13 protein-coding genes and 2 pseudogenes are annotated in these 14,203 nt (G+C 70.2%); 8 read left to right on the forward strand and 7 right to left on the reverse strand.

Annotated elements, in window-relative coordinates; translation table 11 throughout:
• Positions 1-176: 176 nt before the first annotated feature.
• Positions 177-778, reverse strand: a pseudogene (locus ACF0H8_RS18200) (SOS response-associated peptidase).
• Positions 753-893, reverse strand: a complete 141-nt coding sequence (locus tag ACF0H8_RS18205) for a hypothetical protein (protein ID WP_395290277.1) — start codon at positions 891-893, stop codon at positions 753-755. The pseudogene ACF0H8_RS18200 and the gene ACF0H8_RS18205 overlap by 26 nt, the downstream one beginning before the upstream one ends.
• A 547-nt stretch (positions 894-1,440) precedes the next feature.
• On the opposite strand from ACF0H8_RS18205, the gene ACF0H8_RS18210 reads away from it, so the two are divergent.
• The gene (locus ACF0H8_RS18210; RefSeq protein WP_395288225.1) at positions 1,441-2,823 is read left to right on the forward strand and encodes an IS1380 family transposase; all 1,383 of its coding nucleotides are present in this window, start codon (positions 1,441-1,443) and stop codon (positions 2,821-2,823) included.
• A 156-nt stretch (positions 2,824-2,979) separates the two neighbouring features.
• Here ACF0H8_RS18210 and ACF0H8_RS18215 read toward each other — a convergent pair whose 3' ends face one another.
• Positions 2,980-4,065: an IS630 family transposase gene (locus ACF0H8_RS18215; RefSeq protein WP_395290278.1), complete on the reverse strand. Its 1,086-nt coding sequence runs from the start codon at positions 4,063-4,065 to the stop codon at positions 2,980-2,982.
• 59 nt (positions 4,066-4,124) lie between these two features.
• Complete coding sequence (locus tag ACF0H8_RS18220) at positions 4,125-4,646, reverse strand: hypothetical protein (RefSeq protein ID WP_395290279.1); 522 nt, start codon at positions 4,644-4,646, stop codon at positions 4,125-4,127.
• Between the two features lie 754 nt (positions 4,647-5,400).
• Between ACF0H8_RS18220 and ACF0H8_RS18225 the strand changes: the two genes are divergently transcribed.
• Positions 5,401-5,673, forward strand: a complete 273-nt coding sequence (locus tag ACF0H8_RS18225) for an SHOCT domain-containing protein (RefSeq protein ID WP_395290280.1) — start codon at positions 5,401-5,403, stop codon at positions 5,671-5,673.
• Positions 5,674-5,830: 157 nt separating this feature from the next.
• Here the strand turns inward: ACF0H8_RS18225 and ACF0H8_RS18230 are convergent.
• Both ACF0H8_RS18230 and ACF0H8_RS18235 read right to left on the reverse strand, forming a co-directional pair.
• Positions 5,831-7,404 (reverse strand): annotated as a pseudogene (locus ACF0H8_RS18230) (putative PEP-binding protein); the annotation flags it as partial.
• 111 nt (positions 7,405-7,515) lie between these two features.
• Positions 7,516-8,085, reverse strand: a complete 570-nt coding sequence (locus ACF0H8_RS18235; RefSeq protein WP_395290281.1) for a hypothetical protein — start codon at positions 8,083-8,085, stop codon at positions 7,516-7,518.
• Positions 8,086-8,456: 371 nt separating this feature from the next.
• On the opposite strand from ACF0H8_RS18235, the gene ACF0H8_RS18240 reads away from it, so the two are divergent.
• The 6 genes from ACF0H8_RS18240 (at position 8,457) to ACF0H8_RS18265 (ending at position 12,574) form a co-directional block, all read left to right on the forward strand.
• Positions 8,457-8,828: a CBS domain-containing protein gene (locus ACF0H8_RS18240; protein ID WP_395289301.1), complete on the forward strand. Its 372-nt coding sequence runs from the start codon at positions 8,457-8,459 to the stop codon at positions 8,826-8,828.
• Between the two features lie 43 nt (positions 8,829-8,871).
• Positions 8,872-9,480: a hypothetical protein gene (locus tag ACF0H8_RS18245; protein ID WP_395290282.1), complete on the forward strand. Its 609-nt coding sequence runs from the start codon at positions 8,872-8,874 to the stop codon at positions 9,478-9,480.
• Positions 9,481-9,572: 92 nt separating this feature from the next.
• Positions 9,573-11,033, forward strand: a complete 1,461-nt coding sequence (locus ACF0H8_RS18250; RefSeq protein WP_395290788.1) for an IS1182 family transposase — start codon at positions 9,573-9,575, stop codon at positions 11,031-11,033.
• 295 nt (positions 11,034-11,328) lie between these two features.
• Complete coding sequence (locus ACF0H8_RS18255) at positions 11,329-11,556, forward strand: DUF2188 domain-containing protein (RefSeq protein ID WP_395290283.1); 228 nt, start codon at positions 11,329-11,331, stop codon at positions 11,554-11,556.
• A gap of 137 nt (positions 11,557-11,693) precedes the next feature.
• Positions 11,694-12,038, forward strand: a complete 345-nt coding sequence (locus ACF0H8_RS18260) for a hypothetical protein (protein WP_395290284.1) — start codon at positions 11,694-11,696, stop codon at positions 12,036-12,038.
• Positions 12,039-12,091: 53 nt separating this feature from the next.
• Positions 12,092-12,574: a hypothetical protein gene (locus tag ACF0H8_RS18265; RefSeq protein ID WP_395290285.1), complete on the forward strand. Its 483-nt coding sequence runs from the start codon at positions 12,092-12,094 to the stop codon at positions 12,572-12,574.
• Between the two features lie 206 nt (positions 12,575-12,780).
• Here ACF0H8_RS18265 and ACF0H8_RS18270 read toward each other — a convergent pair whose 3' ends face one another.
• Complete coding sequence (locus tag ACF0H8_RS18270) at positions 12,781-14,025, reverse strand: heparan-alpha-glucosaminide N-acetyltransferase domain-containing protein (RefSeq protein WP_395290286.1); 1,245 nt, start codon at positions 14,023-14,025, stop codon at positions 12,781-12,783.
• Between the last annotated feature and the right edge of the window lie 178 nt (positions 14,026-14,203).

Genomic DNA, 14,203 nt, shown 5'->3' on the forward strand with positions numbered 1-14,203 from the left:
GGCGGGCGGTCTCACAACAGGACAGAGGTCGTCGAGAAGTACCGGGCAGCCGGCAACTGAATGCCGGGACGCTCCGCTAACCAGGTAGACACCGAGGACGCTGACGATCTCGTTCGGGGCTCTTGACTCTGCGCGCCAGCGACTGGCCGACCTGCGGCCACCCGCCCGATGGGCAGCTAGAACTCGATCGGCTCGATGAGCTGCGGGCCGTTGTTCCGCACGTTCCCGACCGCCTTGCCGACCGGCCGCGGGACCAGGTGCGGCTCGGGCATCGCGGCGACCATCTCCCGCACGTCCGCCAGGTCGGTGATGCTCTGGTTCAGCCAGTCGGCGAGCATGTCCGCCGGCACGATGACCGGGGACCTGTCGTGCACGTGGCCCAGGGCGTCCGAAGCAGTGGTCGTCAGCACCGTGTTGGTCCACCGCCACTTGTCCGGGTGGTCATCCGGCAGCTCGGGGTCCTTCCACCACTCATACAGGCCAGCGAACGCCAACGGAGAGCCGTCCTCGGCATGCAGGTAGTACGGCTGCTTCTTCCCGCCCTCGAGCTTCTGCCACTCGAAGTACCCGTCCGCCGGCACGATGCACCGACGCCTGCGGCCGCGGCCTTGAACGACGGCTTCTCTGTGATCGTCTCCGACCGGGCGTTGATCAGCTTGTTCCCGATCGCAGGGTCCTTCGCCCACGACGGCACCAGCCCCCACCGGGCCGTGCGCAACTGACGGTGCGCCCGCTCCCCCGGCTCATCCTTTTCAGCCGCTCGAGCAACGATGCGCACGTTCTGCTGCGGGGACGTTCCACGACGGCTCCAGCTCCAGGTCGCGCACATCCTCGACGTGGAAGGCGTCGATCAGATCCGAATCCCGCCAGAAATTCGCGTAGCGGCCACACATGGCACCGAGTCTGCCGTCATGGCATCCCCTGATTGGGGTTGCACACACCGCCAGCTACAGCCGGCCGGGCTTCGGCGCGGCACCGGGCATCATTACCCCTCGTGCAGATCGAGCTGCTCTACGTGGACGGCTGCCCGAACTGACCAGTCGCTCACGCGCGCCGCGCCGAAGTCCTGGAGCACACCAGGTTGGGCGATGAGCCTTTCGAGCGGATCGCGGTGGCCACTGCGGAGCAGGCCGGGGAACCTTGAGCTTCCCGGTTCGCCAACGATCCGCATCAACGGTCACGACCCGTTTCGCAATAGCGACGACGACTTCAGCGCTCTAAAGGCCCGCGTCTACCTCACACCCGACGGCCCGGCGGGCGCCCCGACAAAAACCAACTGATCCACGCGATCATGCAAGCGACGGACTACCCCTCCTAGCCTCGGCCTTTCACGCCGGTCGCTGATGACACGGTGCCGGGATAGCGGAAAGTGCCCGTCTGGTGCGGAAAACTTGGGCTTGTCGAGAGTCCAGGTAGTCGCTCCAGAGAGGCACTTTCCGGGTGAAGCGTAACGGGTCGCTGCGACGGTTGAAGGTCAGCGCGGACGGCGAGGGCGTCGTGTCCCACGCCGGGGTGGGGATGCTGCGGGAGCTGGCCGGGTACACCGGCCTGGTCCAGGCGGTGGACGGCGCGCTGCTGGACACCTACCGGGGGGTGCCGATGCACGCGCCGGGGCGGGTGCTGACCGATCTGGCGGTCGCGGTCGCCGACGGCGCGGACGCGATCAGCGGGATCGCCGTCCTCGGGGACCGGCAGGACGTCTTCGGGCCGGTGGCCTCGATGCCGACGGTGTGGCGGGTGTTGGACCGGGTCGACGCCGACCACCTGCCCGCGGTGCGCGCGGCCCGGGCGGCGGCCCGGGAGCGGGCGTGGGCCGCCGGGGCGGGCCCGGACCTTTCCGAGGAGTTGCGGATCGACTTCGACGCCACGATCACCATCGCGCACTCGGAGAAGGAGAACGCCGCCGCGACCTGGAAGCGCACCTTCGGATTCCACCCGCTGCTGGCCTTCCTCGACCGCCCGGAGATCGCTGGCGGGGAGGCACTCGCTGGGCTGCTGCGCAAGGGCAACGCCGGGTCGAACACTGCCGCCGACCACGTCGCCGTGCTCCAGATGGCGCTGGCCGCGCTGCCCGAGCATGCCCGGCCCCGCCCCGGCGAGGCGGACGGTCCGCGGGTGCTGGCCCGGTCGGACTCCGCCGGCGCCACCCACACGTTCGCCGCCGCGTGCCGCGAGAAGGGGGTGGGGTTCTCCTTCGGGTTCCCCGTGGACTTCCGGATCAAGGACATCGTCGACGCCATCCCCGAGCGGTGCTGGCACCGGGCCATCGAGACCGACGGGCTGCGCGAGGGCGCCTGGGTCGCCGAAGTCACCGACACCGTCGACCTGACGGCCTGGCCCGAGGGCTCCCGGTTGATCCTGCGCAAGGAACGGCCCCATCCCGGGGCGCAGCTGACCTTCACCGACGTCGACGGCATGCGGATCACCGCGTTCCTCACCGACACCCCACCCGGCGTCGTCCCCGGGCAGATCGCCGGCCTCGAACTACGGCACCGTCAGCACGCCCGCGTCGAGGACCGCATCCGCCAGGCCAAGGCCACCGGGCTCCGGAACCTGCCGTGCCGGGCCTGGAACGAGAACAACGCCTGGCTCGAGGTCGTCCTGATGGCCACCGACCTGATCGCCTGGACCAAGCTCATCGCCTTCCCAGGCGACCCCGCGCTGGCCAGGTGCGAGATCGCCGCCTTCCGCTACCGCGTCCTGCACGTCGCCGCCCGCATCACCAAAGCCGCCCGGCAGACACGGCTGCGCATCGACGCCACCTGGCGCTGGGCCACCGCGATCGCCACCGGCTGGAGCCGGATACGCACCGCCTTCGGCTGACCGCCGACCCTGCCCCTCCGACCTAAAGGACCTCGGAACCCCGCCCACCCGGCGCGACAGCCGGGCCCTTCCAATGCCACGGCCTCCACCACGAGGCCAGAACCGGTCAAACCCGGCACACCGGACCACGCCCGCCGGCTGCATGAAACACCGAGGCTAGTGGCCCGTGTTTGAAGTGGTCTGACGGTTCGCCTTCTCGAGGATCTCTTCTGCGGTCTTGGTCCAGACGAATGGGTGGCAGCGGTCGTTCCAGCCGTCGATGAAGGCGCGGATCTTGGCGTTGAGGTCCTTGACGGAGGCGAGGCTGCCGCGGTGGATGGCCTGGCGCTCGATGATGCCGAACCAGACCTCGACGAGGTTGAGCCAGGACCCGGCGGTCGGGGTGAAGTGGACGTGGATGCGGGGGTGCTGCTCGAGCCAGGCGCGGACCTCGGCCTTGTTGTGGGTGGCGTAGTTGTCCAGCACCAGGTGCAGCTCGCGCCCGGTCCCGTCGTCGGGGTAGGCGCGGGCTATCTGCTTGAGGAAGGCCAGGAACTCGGTGTGGCGGTGGCGTGGCTCGCAGGCCGCGGTGACCTTCCCGGTCGCGATCTCCAGGGCCGCGAACAGCGTCGAGGTCCCGTGCCGGACGTAGTCGTGGGTACGCCGCTCCGGCAGCCCGGGCTGCATCGGGAGCATCGGCGCGGTCCGGTCCAGCGCCTGGATCTGGGACTTTTCGTCCACGCACAGCACGATCGCGTTCGCCGGCGGTGCGAGGTAGAGGCCCACCACGTCGGTGACCTTGGCGACCAGCTCGGGATCGGTGGAGAACTTGAACGTCTCTGACCGCCACGGCTGCACGCCGTACTCGCGCCAGGCGCGGGCGATGGTGGCGTTGCCGACGCCGAGGTGGCGGGCCAGCAACCGGGAGGACCAGTGCGTCGCGCCGTACTTCTTCGGTGGCGGCGCCAGCGTCAGCGCCACGACCCGGCGGTGGTCGACGCTGCGCGGCCGACCCGCCCGCGCCTCGTCCTGCAAGCCGGCCAGCCCCCTGGCGGCGTACCGCTGTCGCCACTCGAGCACCGTCGGCCGCGAGACCCCGACCTTCTCGGCGATCGCCGTGTTCGACAACCCCTCCGCCGCCAGCAGCACGATCCGCGCCCGCTGGGCCAGCCCCGCCCGCACCGAGGGGGACCGGGTCACCCGCGTCAGCTCCACCCGGTCGTCATCACGCAGCACCAATGCCGCAGCAGGACGATTCGCCATACCCCCATCGTCCCGCACCACCAACCGTAAACTAACTAACGACACGCTCCACTGGCTGGTTAGCTGGTGGCGAAGAACGCCTCCGTGCCGGTCCAGTCGGTCACGCGCCACACGCCGCCCTCCACCTGGTCGGCAGGGACCATGTGGACGAGGTTGCCGGAGGCGGTGGCCCCCTTGTACAGCTCGCCTGTCTCCATGAAGTTGTCCGGCGCGTTGTACACCGGCTCCGCGAAGACGTTGCCCTGGTTGCCCACGTAGGCGAACGACAGGTCGTAGTAGGCGGTCCCGGATGCCTCGCCGCCGTACGTGGCCGTCACGGGCACCATGACGTAGACGTGGCCGGGCTCCGGCGGCGTGGTGAGCTCAGGCATGCCGCCGTACCGCTCGAGCTCGTATTCGCGAATCTCGGGGGTGGCGTCCAGGTCGGTTGGCCCCAGCGTGACGGTGTAGTCCGCAATGGCGACGGTGGCACCGGCGGGGTACGGATTCTCGCGCGAACCCTCCGACGGAGCGGGCGGGGCCTCCGGCTCCGTGGGCTCCTCCTCAGGCTCTGTGGTTACTTCCTGCGTGCCCTCGCCCACGCGGGGAGGCTCGCTCGAGGAGCAAGCGGCGAGGAGGAGGGCGAGAGTGGCGGTGCTGGCGGCCGCGGCGTCGCGGATGCGCGTGGTCCTGGGTGTCTCTCTGTGGGTGGGTGGTGGTGGGGTACTACATGAGGGGGGCCCTACGCTGGGCTCCCCCCGTTGCGTTACTTCTCCCAGGTGGCAGCGACCATGTGGTGGAACTAGAGGGACTCGAACCCTCGACCTTCTCACGGTCGGAGGGACCTCCCGTCACCCAGCCAAGACGGCTGATCTGTTGTCTCAGCGAGTCAGAAGCCCGCGGAATCCCGCGGATCTCAAGGCTCTGGCGGTCAGTTTCGCAGACCGTCGCGATGTCGCGCAATCGCGCGTGATCCTGCTGGCTCGACTCGTGGCAGAACCGTGGCACGAGCTGATTCCGTGGCACAACCGTGGCACGAACTCGTCCGCCGTCAGAGGTCCTCGGCGTACACGGGGACATCGAGCAATCGCGGCCGCCAAGGTGGAGGCGGCCCAGATCTCCGAGGCCCTCGAGGCGATGGCCGTACGACCGACCTGAGTCCAGGGAGAAGGACGCTTGGACTGAGTGGCCGGGGCCCCCTGCCGGTGGATGTGGCCCCCAGAGTCAAGTTCGCCGCTGGGGATGACGGCGGCCACGGGAGATTCTCACTTCGGACGAGTGGTGCTGGCAGTCGCGACCGACGATTCCCGGATTTTACCCCGCAGATGTTCATCCACGCGCTGGTACGGTTCGAGCATGATCCGAAGCGAGGTCACACAAGACCCGCTTCTGCCTGCGAGCTACGACATCGTGTGGAGCGCGGGCGTGATCTTGGTCCTCGTCGTCGCAACCATCGCTGCAGTAATGCTGGTGCGCCACGTGCGCAACGAGAAAAGGCGACACAAGGTGCAGGTAGCAGCACCAGAGGCCGTGGAGCAGGTCCACCACCTCGCCCAGTTGCGTGACATCGGGGCCATTACCCCACAGGAGTACGAGGCGAGGAAGAACAGTTTTCTTGGGCCGATCTAGTCATAGCGTCACGCACTCGACTCGGTAGTGGGAGCGATGAACTCGCCCTTCTTCAAGCCCGAGAATCGACCTTCCGTCAGATCGGACGCGCGCAGGACAACAATGGAGCGCGCCGTCAGCCTGCCGCCCGGGGATGGCTCAGCGGATGGTGGATGGCTCAAGCCGTGGCGTCCTGTCCCGCCAGCGCGGCGGCCCTGCCGGCTTCGAGGCGGGGACCGGGACGCGGTACGGGGAGCAGGAGACGTAGTCCAGGCCGGCGTCGTGGAAGAAGTGGATGGATTCGGGGTCGCCGCCGTGCTCGCCGCACACCCCCATGTGCAGCTGCGGCTTGGTCGAGCGGCCGCCGGTGACGCCCGCGACCACGAGCGCGCCCACGCCGTCGGCGTCCAGCGTCTCGAATGGGGAGATGGTGGGCACGCCGTTCTCGAGGTAGTCGGCGAAGAACGCGCCCTCGACGTCGTCGCGGGAGAAGCCCCACGTGGTCTGGGTCAGGTCGTTGGTGCCGAAGGAGAAGAAGTCCGCCTCCTCGGCGATGCGGTGGGCGGTCAGCGCGGCCCGGGGCAGCTCGATCATGCAGCCGATCGGCAGGTCTAGCACCGTGCCGGCGCCCTGGCCGACCTCGGCGAGGATGCCCTCGGCCTCCTCCCGGACGATCTGCAGCTCCCGCACCGACCCGACGAGCGGCACCATGATCTCCGGCCGCGGGTCCTTGCCGGCCTGCCGCAGCTGCACGGTGGCCTCGGCGATGGCGCGGATCTGCAGCGCGAAGAGCCCCGGCACCTTCAGCCCCAGGCGGACCCCGCGCAGGCCGAGCATGGGGTTCTGCTCGTGCATGCGCCGCACCGCGGCGAGCAGCTTGCCCTCGCGCTCGTCGGCCTCGCCCCTGGCCTCGGCGAGCGCCACCCTCACGGACAGCTCGGTCAGGTCGGGCAGGAACTCGTGCAGCGGCGGGTCGATGAGCCGGATGGTGGTGGGCAGGCCGTCCATCACCTCGAGCAGGTCGACGAAGTCCTGTCGCTGCAGCGGCAGCAGCCTCTCCAGGGCCGTGTCCCGCTCGGCGGGGGTTCCCGCCAGGACCACGCGCTCGATGTAGCGGCGCCGCTCCCCGAGGAACTGGTGCTCGGTGCGGCACAGCCCGATGCCCTGCGCGCCACGCTCACGCGCGCGCCGGGCGTCCTCGGCGGTGTCGGCATTGGCGCGGATTCCAAGCCGGCGGCGATCATCGGCGTGGGTGAAGATCCGGTCGACGGCACGGATGAGTTCCTCCGTGTCTTCATCGATCTCGAGTGCGAGGGCGACGTCGAGTCCCTCGGAGACGTAGGTCATGACGGGGGAGTCGACGACCGGGACCTCACCGATGAACACCTCACCAGTGGAGCCGTCGATGCCAATGGTGTCGCCGGCGCGCAGGCTCGTACCGTTGACCGAGGCCTCACCCTTGGCGAAATCGACACGCAGCTCCTCGGCGCCGACGACGCAGCACGTGCCCATGCCACGGGCGACGACGGCAGCGTGGGACGTCTTGCCGCCGTGTGAAGTGAGCACGCCGACGGCGTCGACCATGCCCTGCAGGTCATCTGGGCTGGTCTCGCGGCGCACCAGGATGACGTTCGCGCCGGCCTCTTTGCGTGCCCTGGCTTGGGCGTTGTCGAAGACGATCTCGGCGACCGCGGCGCCCGGTGAGGCCGCAAGCCCCTTCGTGAGGAGTTGGCGCTCGGCAGTGGCGTCGAACACGCTGGGCTGGAGCCCGTCGCGCGACAGAGGACGTAGGGCTGGTGCCGCGGTGCGGCACCAGCCCTGAGTTGCCTTGTGCGGTGTCTTGGAGGATGCGCACGGGAAGGCCTACCGCCGCGGCCGCCGCCGGGCGAGGGGGCGCTGCTGCTCCCCTTGCTGAGCACCCAAGACGACGAGCGTCCCGGTCACCAAGGGAATCGCCCACTGCAGCGCCTTGAGCTGCTTCTGCACCGCCTTCAGCGAGGCCGAGGCGCCCGGCGACGGCTCCGTGGCCCCCATGGCCCCCTGCGGCGCCGGCCCGGCGGCGCCCTCACCACCTCGCTGCGCCTCCTTAGCCACCTTGGCGCCCAGCATCCCGCTGTAGGCCGTCATACCGGCCGCCACGACGGTGAGCACACTCTTGACGATCGTGTTCTGCATGGCCTCGGGCTGGCTCATCAACCGGGCCTTGTTACCGGCGATCAGGCCGACGCTGCCGATGACGTGGGTACCGATCGCCGCGGCGTTCACCGGGGCCCACATGCCCCACCCCTTCGAGGACAGCGTCAACCGCTCGTTGGGGTCCGCCGCGGCCGAGGCCGCGCCGTTGAGGCCGACCGCCCCCATGAGGGAGCCGCCAAACCACGCGTCCAGACCGAGATCGTGCATGCTCCGCACCAGCGTGTTGCGTTCAGACATGGGTCTTCACCTCGTCGTAGCGGGACAGGGAAACCGAGATCGTCGCCAGCCTCATCGATGCCGACACCCGTAGTGTTACCAGCCCGACGCCCGAGTGTCGCGGCAAGTCGCTCGCCAAACTCTCGTACGAGCGGGGTGTGCCGAATCACCTGCCGCCCTGCCCGCGCGCTGAGCCGCTCCGACACCTCCGGCTCCTTCGTGATGGCGACGAGCAGTGCTCGCGCGACACGAAGCCGGAAACCGGACACCCTTTCCTGCCGCACGCTGAGCAGCCGGCGGTAAAATTTGTGTCGCCCAGAAGTCGAAGCCGGTGAGCGATTTTGCACCGGCCCGCGGAGATTGGGGACGTCATGCCACAGGTCAAAGATCTGATGACGGAGAACGTGATCACCGTCGAACCGTCCACCACCATCGTCGACGCGGCCAAGAAGATGGTCGAGTCCCGGCACGGGCCACTCCCGGTCGTCGAGGGAGAGCGCCTGGTCGGCATCATCACCGACCGCGACCTGGTTGCTCGGGTGGTCGCCGAGGGACGTGACCCCACCGGCCTCACGGTCAACGACATCGAGACCCGCGAGCTGGTCACGATCGCGCCAGACGCGGACCTCGAAGAGGCCATAGTGCAGATGCGCAAGCATCAGCTGGATCGGCTGCTGGTCGTGGAGGGCGAGCGGCTCGTCGGAATCATTTCCGAGGCCGACCTTCCCGGCAAGGACGAGGTCCGCCCTGGGGGTGCTCCGTAAGTCGGCGCGAAGCTCGGGGCGCCGACCCGCCTGGCAGCAAGCCGTGCGCCTCAGCATCGTCAGCTATGAGCAGCCCGTCGGCCCCACCGACGACGAGGGCGAGTTCTCCCAGTTGGAGACCGACGGCGACACCGAGCTGTGGTGGCGGGACTTCGCCTACGACGGCGGCTCGGCGCGCAACCACGGCGCAGGGTTGAGCCCTCGCGACGGTGGTTGCCGCGGGCGGCCCAGCAGCCACGATGGGCGCATGGGGAAGTTGCACACCGCTGATGAACGCTCCCTGCTGCGCGGCCAGCGCGTGGCGCGGGCCCACGGCCTCTTCAATGTGCTGGGCGGCCTTTGGCCCATCATCAGCATGCGCAGCTTCGAGACCGTCTACGGCCCGCCAAAGCTGGACCGGTATCTCGAATACACAATCGGCGGCCTCCTGATCGCCAACGGCCTCACCCAGCTGCGCACCGCCCCTCATCCCCAAAGCGTGGCTCAGTCCCGGCGCATCGGCGTTGGCACCGCAGTCGCGCTCACAGCCGTCGACGTCGTCTTCGCGCCCCGACGGATCAGCCCCATGTACTTCGTTGACGCGGTGATGGAGGTCGGGTGGATGCTGGCGTGGGCGCGGACGGGCCGGATGCGCCCACAGCGCAGCATCTAGGAGCGTGGGTCAGTAACACGCCGGGCCTGGTCCGCTATTGACGGAGCTGCGGGCGGGAGAATCGGGGTGTGACGGGCGAGGACTACGGGGCGTTGTTCGAGGCGGAGCCGTTCCGGGTGGAGCGGGGCGAGGACGAGCGCGACGGCGGCGGAGCGGGGGTGGACAAGACATTCCGGGAGTTCGACCCGCACCAGGTGCTGTTACTGCCGCCCTCGCTCGATGACTGGCTGCCGGCGGACCATCTGGCCCGGTTCGTCGCGGACCTGGTCGATGAGCACCTGGACTTGTCCCGGATCTACGCCGCCTACCGGGAGGGGCGCGGGGCCCCGCCGTACGACCCGCGGCTGATGGTGCGGCTGCTGGTCTACGGCTACGCCACCGGGGTGCGCTCCTCCCGGGCGATCGAGCGGGCCTGCACCGACATCGTCGCCTTCCGGTGGCTCGCGGCCGGGTCGGCCCCCGACTACCGGGCCATCGCCCGGTTCCGCCGCCGGCACCTGGCCGCCCTGGCCAACCTGTTCCTCCAGGCGCTGGCGCTGTGCCAGGCCGCGGGGATGGTCAAGCTCGGCCGGGTCGCCCTGGACGGGACGAAGCTGCGGGCCAATGCCTCCAAGCGCAAGGCCATGTCCTACGCGCGGCTGACGGAGAAGGAGAAGATCCTCGCCCAGGAGGTCAGCGAGCTGCTGGCCGCCGCGGAGGAGACCGACAGGGCCGAGGACGCCAAGTACGGCAAGGACCGGCGCGGGGACGAACTCCCCGACGCGCTCGCCCGCAGGGAGTCGCGCCTGGCCAAGCTGCGCGAGGCCAGGCAGGCCCTGGAAGACCAGGCCAGGGCCGAGGCCGGCGCGAAGGCCGCGGAGAAGGCGCGCGAGCGTGGCGAGGACGAGGACACCGTCGCCGAGCGGGCCGCCCAGGCCGCCGAGCGCGCCACGCCGAAGCCGAAGGCGCAGCGCAACTTCACCGACCCGGAGTCGAAGATCATGCTCACCGGGGACGGGTCCTTCCAGCAGTGCTACAACGCCCAAGCCGTGGTCGACGCTGAGCATCAGGTCATCGTGGCCACCGACCTCAATGATTGCGCCGCCGACGTCGCCAACCTCATCCCGCTGACCGAGCAGGCGGTCGCGAACACCGGGCAGGTGCCCAAGGCCGTGCTCGCCGATGCCGGATACTGCTCGGCCGCCAACCTCGCCACCGCCGCCGAACTCACACAGCGGCAGGGCACCGAGTTCTACATCGCTACCGGGCGGCGCCGCCACGGCGAGCCCGCCTCGATCGCCCCGCGCGGGCCAATCCCGAAGAACGCCACGGCCAAGCAGCGCATGGCCCGCAAGCTGACCACGAAGACCGGCCAGGCGGCCTACGCCCGCCGCAAGGTCATCGTCGAACCCGTCTTCGGGCAGATGAGCATCCTCCAGGACGCCAAACGCCTGCTGCTACGCGGCCTCTACGGCGCCAAGGGTGAATGGTTCCTGCTCGCCGCCTGCCACAACCTGCGCAAGCTCCACCGCCACCTCGGCTCCGCCGGGCTCGCCGGCCTCCGCACCGCCTGACCGGGCCGGCCCACGGCCGGCCCAGGCGCCCGACAGCACCCCAGCGGGCCCCGCGGCCACGCACCGGCCGCGAACCGAGCGATGATCTCTGGCAACCGGACCCGCCACCGACGATCAGGCACACGCCGCCCTACGCGATCGCCCGCGCGCCATCGCACCGATACCGACCCGCGCTCCTAGTTCAGCGATAGACCTCCCCTGAGGTACGCCGGTCCGGAGCCCCAAGAGGCACCGACTGTGCGGCTTTGCCATGCTCACCACGTCAGCACACCTCAGCGACCAAGGAGGGGCATCGATGCCCAGGGGTGACGTGGAGACCTACCACCAGGACGGCCACTGGATGAACCGCCACGAGGGCACGGGCGAAGAAGCCTTCGGCATCAGCCGCACCAAGGCCGAAGCCGTCGCCGCCGGCCGTGGCGTGGCCCGGCGCGAGAAGGTCGAGCACATCAGCAAGGACCTGCACGGGCGCATCTCCGCGCGCACCAGCTACGGCCACGACCCCCGGAACATCCGAGGCTGACCATGGCCATCCGGGTCCCGCCGGACCTGCGCCCGCCCGTGGACGTCGCCCTGGCACGCACCGCGACAACCATCCCCGCCCCGGACTACCTCCCCGGTGGGTGCCTCTACGAGCCCAAGTGAGACGGGTTCCGGCTCGTGGTGGTCTGCGACGGCGAGCACACCACCTTGTGGTCCCGCCAGCGCAAGGACCTCACCCGGCACTTCCCCGACCTCGCCGCCGCGGCCGCCGCCCAGGTACCCTCCGGCTGCATCCTCGACGGCGAGGCCGTGGCATGGACGAACCGGCGCCTGGACTTCGGCGCCCTGCAGACCCGGCTGACCACCTCACCACGCGCCCTCGCCCGGGTGATCCGCCGCCACCCCGGCCTCCTACGCGGCCTTCGACATCCTCGCCGTCGCGGCACCGACACCCGCACACTGCCCCTGCACGACCGGCGCGCCCTCCTGAAGAACTCGCCGCCGCCTGGTCCCCACCGCTGAACCTCTCCCCCGCCACCACCGACTCCGACACCGCCCGCAAATGGTTCGAGGAGATGACCGCCACGGGCATCGAAGGCCTCGTCGTCAAGGACTCCGCCCAGCCCTACCAAGGCGGGCAACGCCAATGGATCAAGGTCAAACACCGCGAGACCATCGACGTCATCTGCGCCGCCGTCATCGGCGACATCACCCGCCCCACCGCACTCATCGCCGGACTGCCCATCGAAGGCGAGCTTCGCATCGTCGGCCGCACCACCCAACTCCACGCCACCACCGCCACCACGCTCGGCCGCCTGCTCCGCCCCCCACACACCCACCCGCCCTGGCCCGACCAGATCCCCCCGTCCACGGTCGACCGCTTCGCCCGTCATCCGGACCCGATCGACCTCACCCACATCGACCCCGTCGTCGTCGAGATCTCCACCGACGTCGCCTGGTCCGGGAACTCCTTCCGCCACTCCCTGCGCTACGTCCGCATCCGCCCCGAGCTCGACCCCGACGAGATAGAGCCTCCCGCCAGCCTCACCCACGCCTAGCCACCAACACCCGCCGGCCGCCCTCGCCCGGACTACATGCGGGGCCGTTTTCGGGCCGTGCGTGCGACCACCAACGGCATGGACGAGCGCACGAGCCCGCCGGACCCTGCCGTGACCAGTGCACCAACGCGTGGCTCCCCCTTCCTAAAGCGGCAAGAACTGCAGTCTGGTCAGGTGACACTTGTGCTGCCGGGGGCGGTGGGCGTTCAGCCTGGCCGCGGTCCGGCGCCGGCGGAGGTGCCCACGATGCGCTGGCGGACCCGCGTCGTGGTCCACCACACCGCCTGCTCGAGCGGTCCGCGGCTGAACCGTCGGGTCCACAGCAGCGCGAAGGCCACCACCGCGAGCACCTGGAGGCCGTACTCGGCGGCGTCGTGCTCGGGCAGGGACACTGCGACGAGCAGGAGCAGGTGGGCGGTGTAGAGGGTGAAGGTCATGGCACCCGCCTTGGCGAGCGGTGTGAGGAGCCCGCCGACCATCCGGCCCAGCAGGATCGCCCCGCCCAGCACGGCCAGTGAGGTGCCGATCGTGTACACCAGGTCCACCGGCGTGGTCGCGTGGGGCGCGAGGACCGCGAGCCACCACGGCGAGGACGTCGGGAGGGTCCCACTCGGCCCCCACACCAGCAGCTCGGCGTAGTCCTCGAGGCTCATGTTCATCTCGCCGAGGGCGTCGGCCTCGAGCTGGGCGCGCCCGCCCAGACCGTCCAGCAGGACCCAGGAGGCGGTCGAGGCGGCCAGGGCGAGGCCGACACCGATGGCCGTGATGCGCAGGACAACCCCGCGAGAAGACAGCCGGGACCGGCCCACCGCCATGCCGACGCACAGGTAGGCGACCCAGGGCAGCGCGGGGTACATCCCGGTGAGCAAGAGCTGTGTCGCCACGCCCGCCGGGTCGGCGAGGAGCTGGTCGAAGGTCGGGTTGACCTTGGGCCACGGCGGCAGGCCGGCGCGCCAGACGTGGCTCAGCACGGGGACGGCGACCGCCGAGAGCGCGCCCAGCAACGCCAGCCAGCCCACCCGCAGCCGCAGCAGCGGGATCGCCAGGACGAAGAGCACGGCGTAATAGGGCAGGATCACGGCGGCGGTGGGGAGCCGGACCACCGCGCCGAGCGCGAGCCCGACCGCGCCGATGATCAGCGCGCGGACCACCAGCGACACGGCCGCGGCCGTCCAGCGCCGTCCGCGCGGCAGCCGGTGACGCCCGCTGGCGAAGGCGATGCCCACGCCGGCGACCACGGCGAACAGGGCGGCGGACTTCCCGGCGGCGATGACCCAGGGCAGCGACATGTTCCCGTCGGGGGAGGCGGGGTCGAGGATGTGGATGGCCATCATGCCCAGCAGGGCGATGCCGCGGGCGATGTCGATGCCGACAAGCCTCCCGGTGGACCGGTCCTTGCTGGGCTCCTCGACCGCACCGGTCGCGGGATCGCACGCGTGCGGAATGTCCACGCCGACGGCCGGCGGAGCCCCAGGCTCAGGCCCGGCGTGCGGCCTGCTCGGCCCCTTGGTGGCGCCATCGGGCGGGGCCGGAGAACCGGTCCCCGCCACGCTGGCCGAGGTCGGATGCGGCCCCATCAAGGCACCACCTCCGGCAGGCCGATGCGGCCACACCCGCCGATGACCACCT

Source organism: Georgenia sp. AZ-5, from assembly GCF_043952095.1.
In the GTDB taxonomy this organism is placed as follows: Bacteria; Actinomycetota; Actinomycetes; order Actinomycetales; family Actinomycetaceae; genus Georgenia.

What these genes read in the sequence shown, in the direction of transcription:
- ACF0H8_RS18240 (WP_395289301.1), top strand. Translation starts at nt 8,457, where the DNA reads ATGACGGAGAACGTGATCACCGTCGAACCGTCCACCACCATCGTCGAC.
- ACF0H8_RS18255 (WP_395290283.1), top strand. Translation starts at nt 11,329, where the DNA reads ATGCCCAGGGGTGACGTGGAGACCTACCACCAGGACGGCCACTGGATG.
- ACF0H8_RS18225 (WP_395290280.1), top strand. Translation starts at nt 5,401, where the DNA reads ATGATCCGAAGCGAGGTCACACAAGACCCGCTTCTGCCTGCGAGCTAC.
- ACF0H8_RS18205 (WP_395290277.1), bottom strand. Translation starts at nt 893, where the DNA reads ATGTGTGGCCGCTACGCGAATTTCTGGCGGGATTCGGATCTGATCGAC.
- ACF0H8_RS18235 (WP_395290281.1), bottom strand. Translation starts at nt 8,085, where the DNA reads ATGTCTGAACGCAACACGCTGGTGCGGAGCATGCACGATCTCGGTCTG.
- ACF0H8_RS18265 (WP_395290285.1), top strand. Translation starts at nt 12,092, where the DNA reads ATGACCGCCACGGGCATCGAAGGCCTCGTCGTCAAGGACTCCGCCCAG.
- ACF0H8_RS18215 (WP_395290278.1), bottom strand. Translation starts at nt 4,065, where the DNA reads ATGGCGAATCGTCCTGCTGCGGCATTGGTGCTGCGTGATGACGACCGG.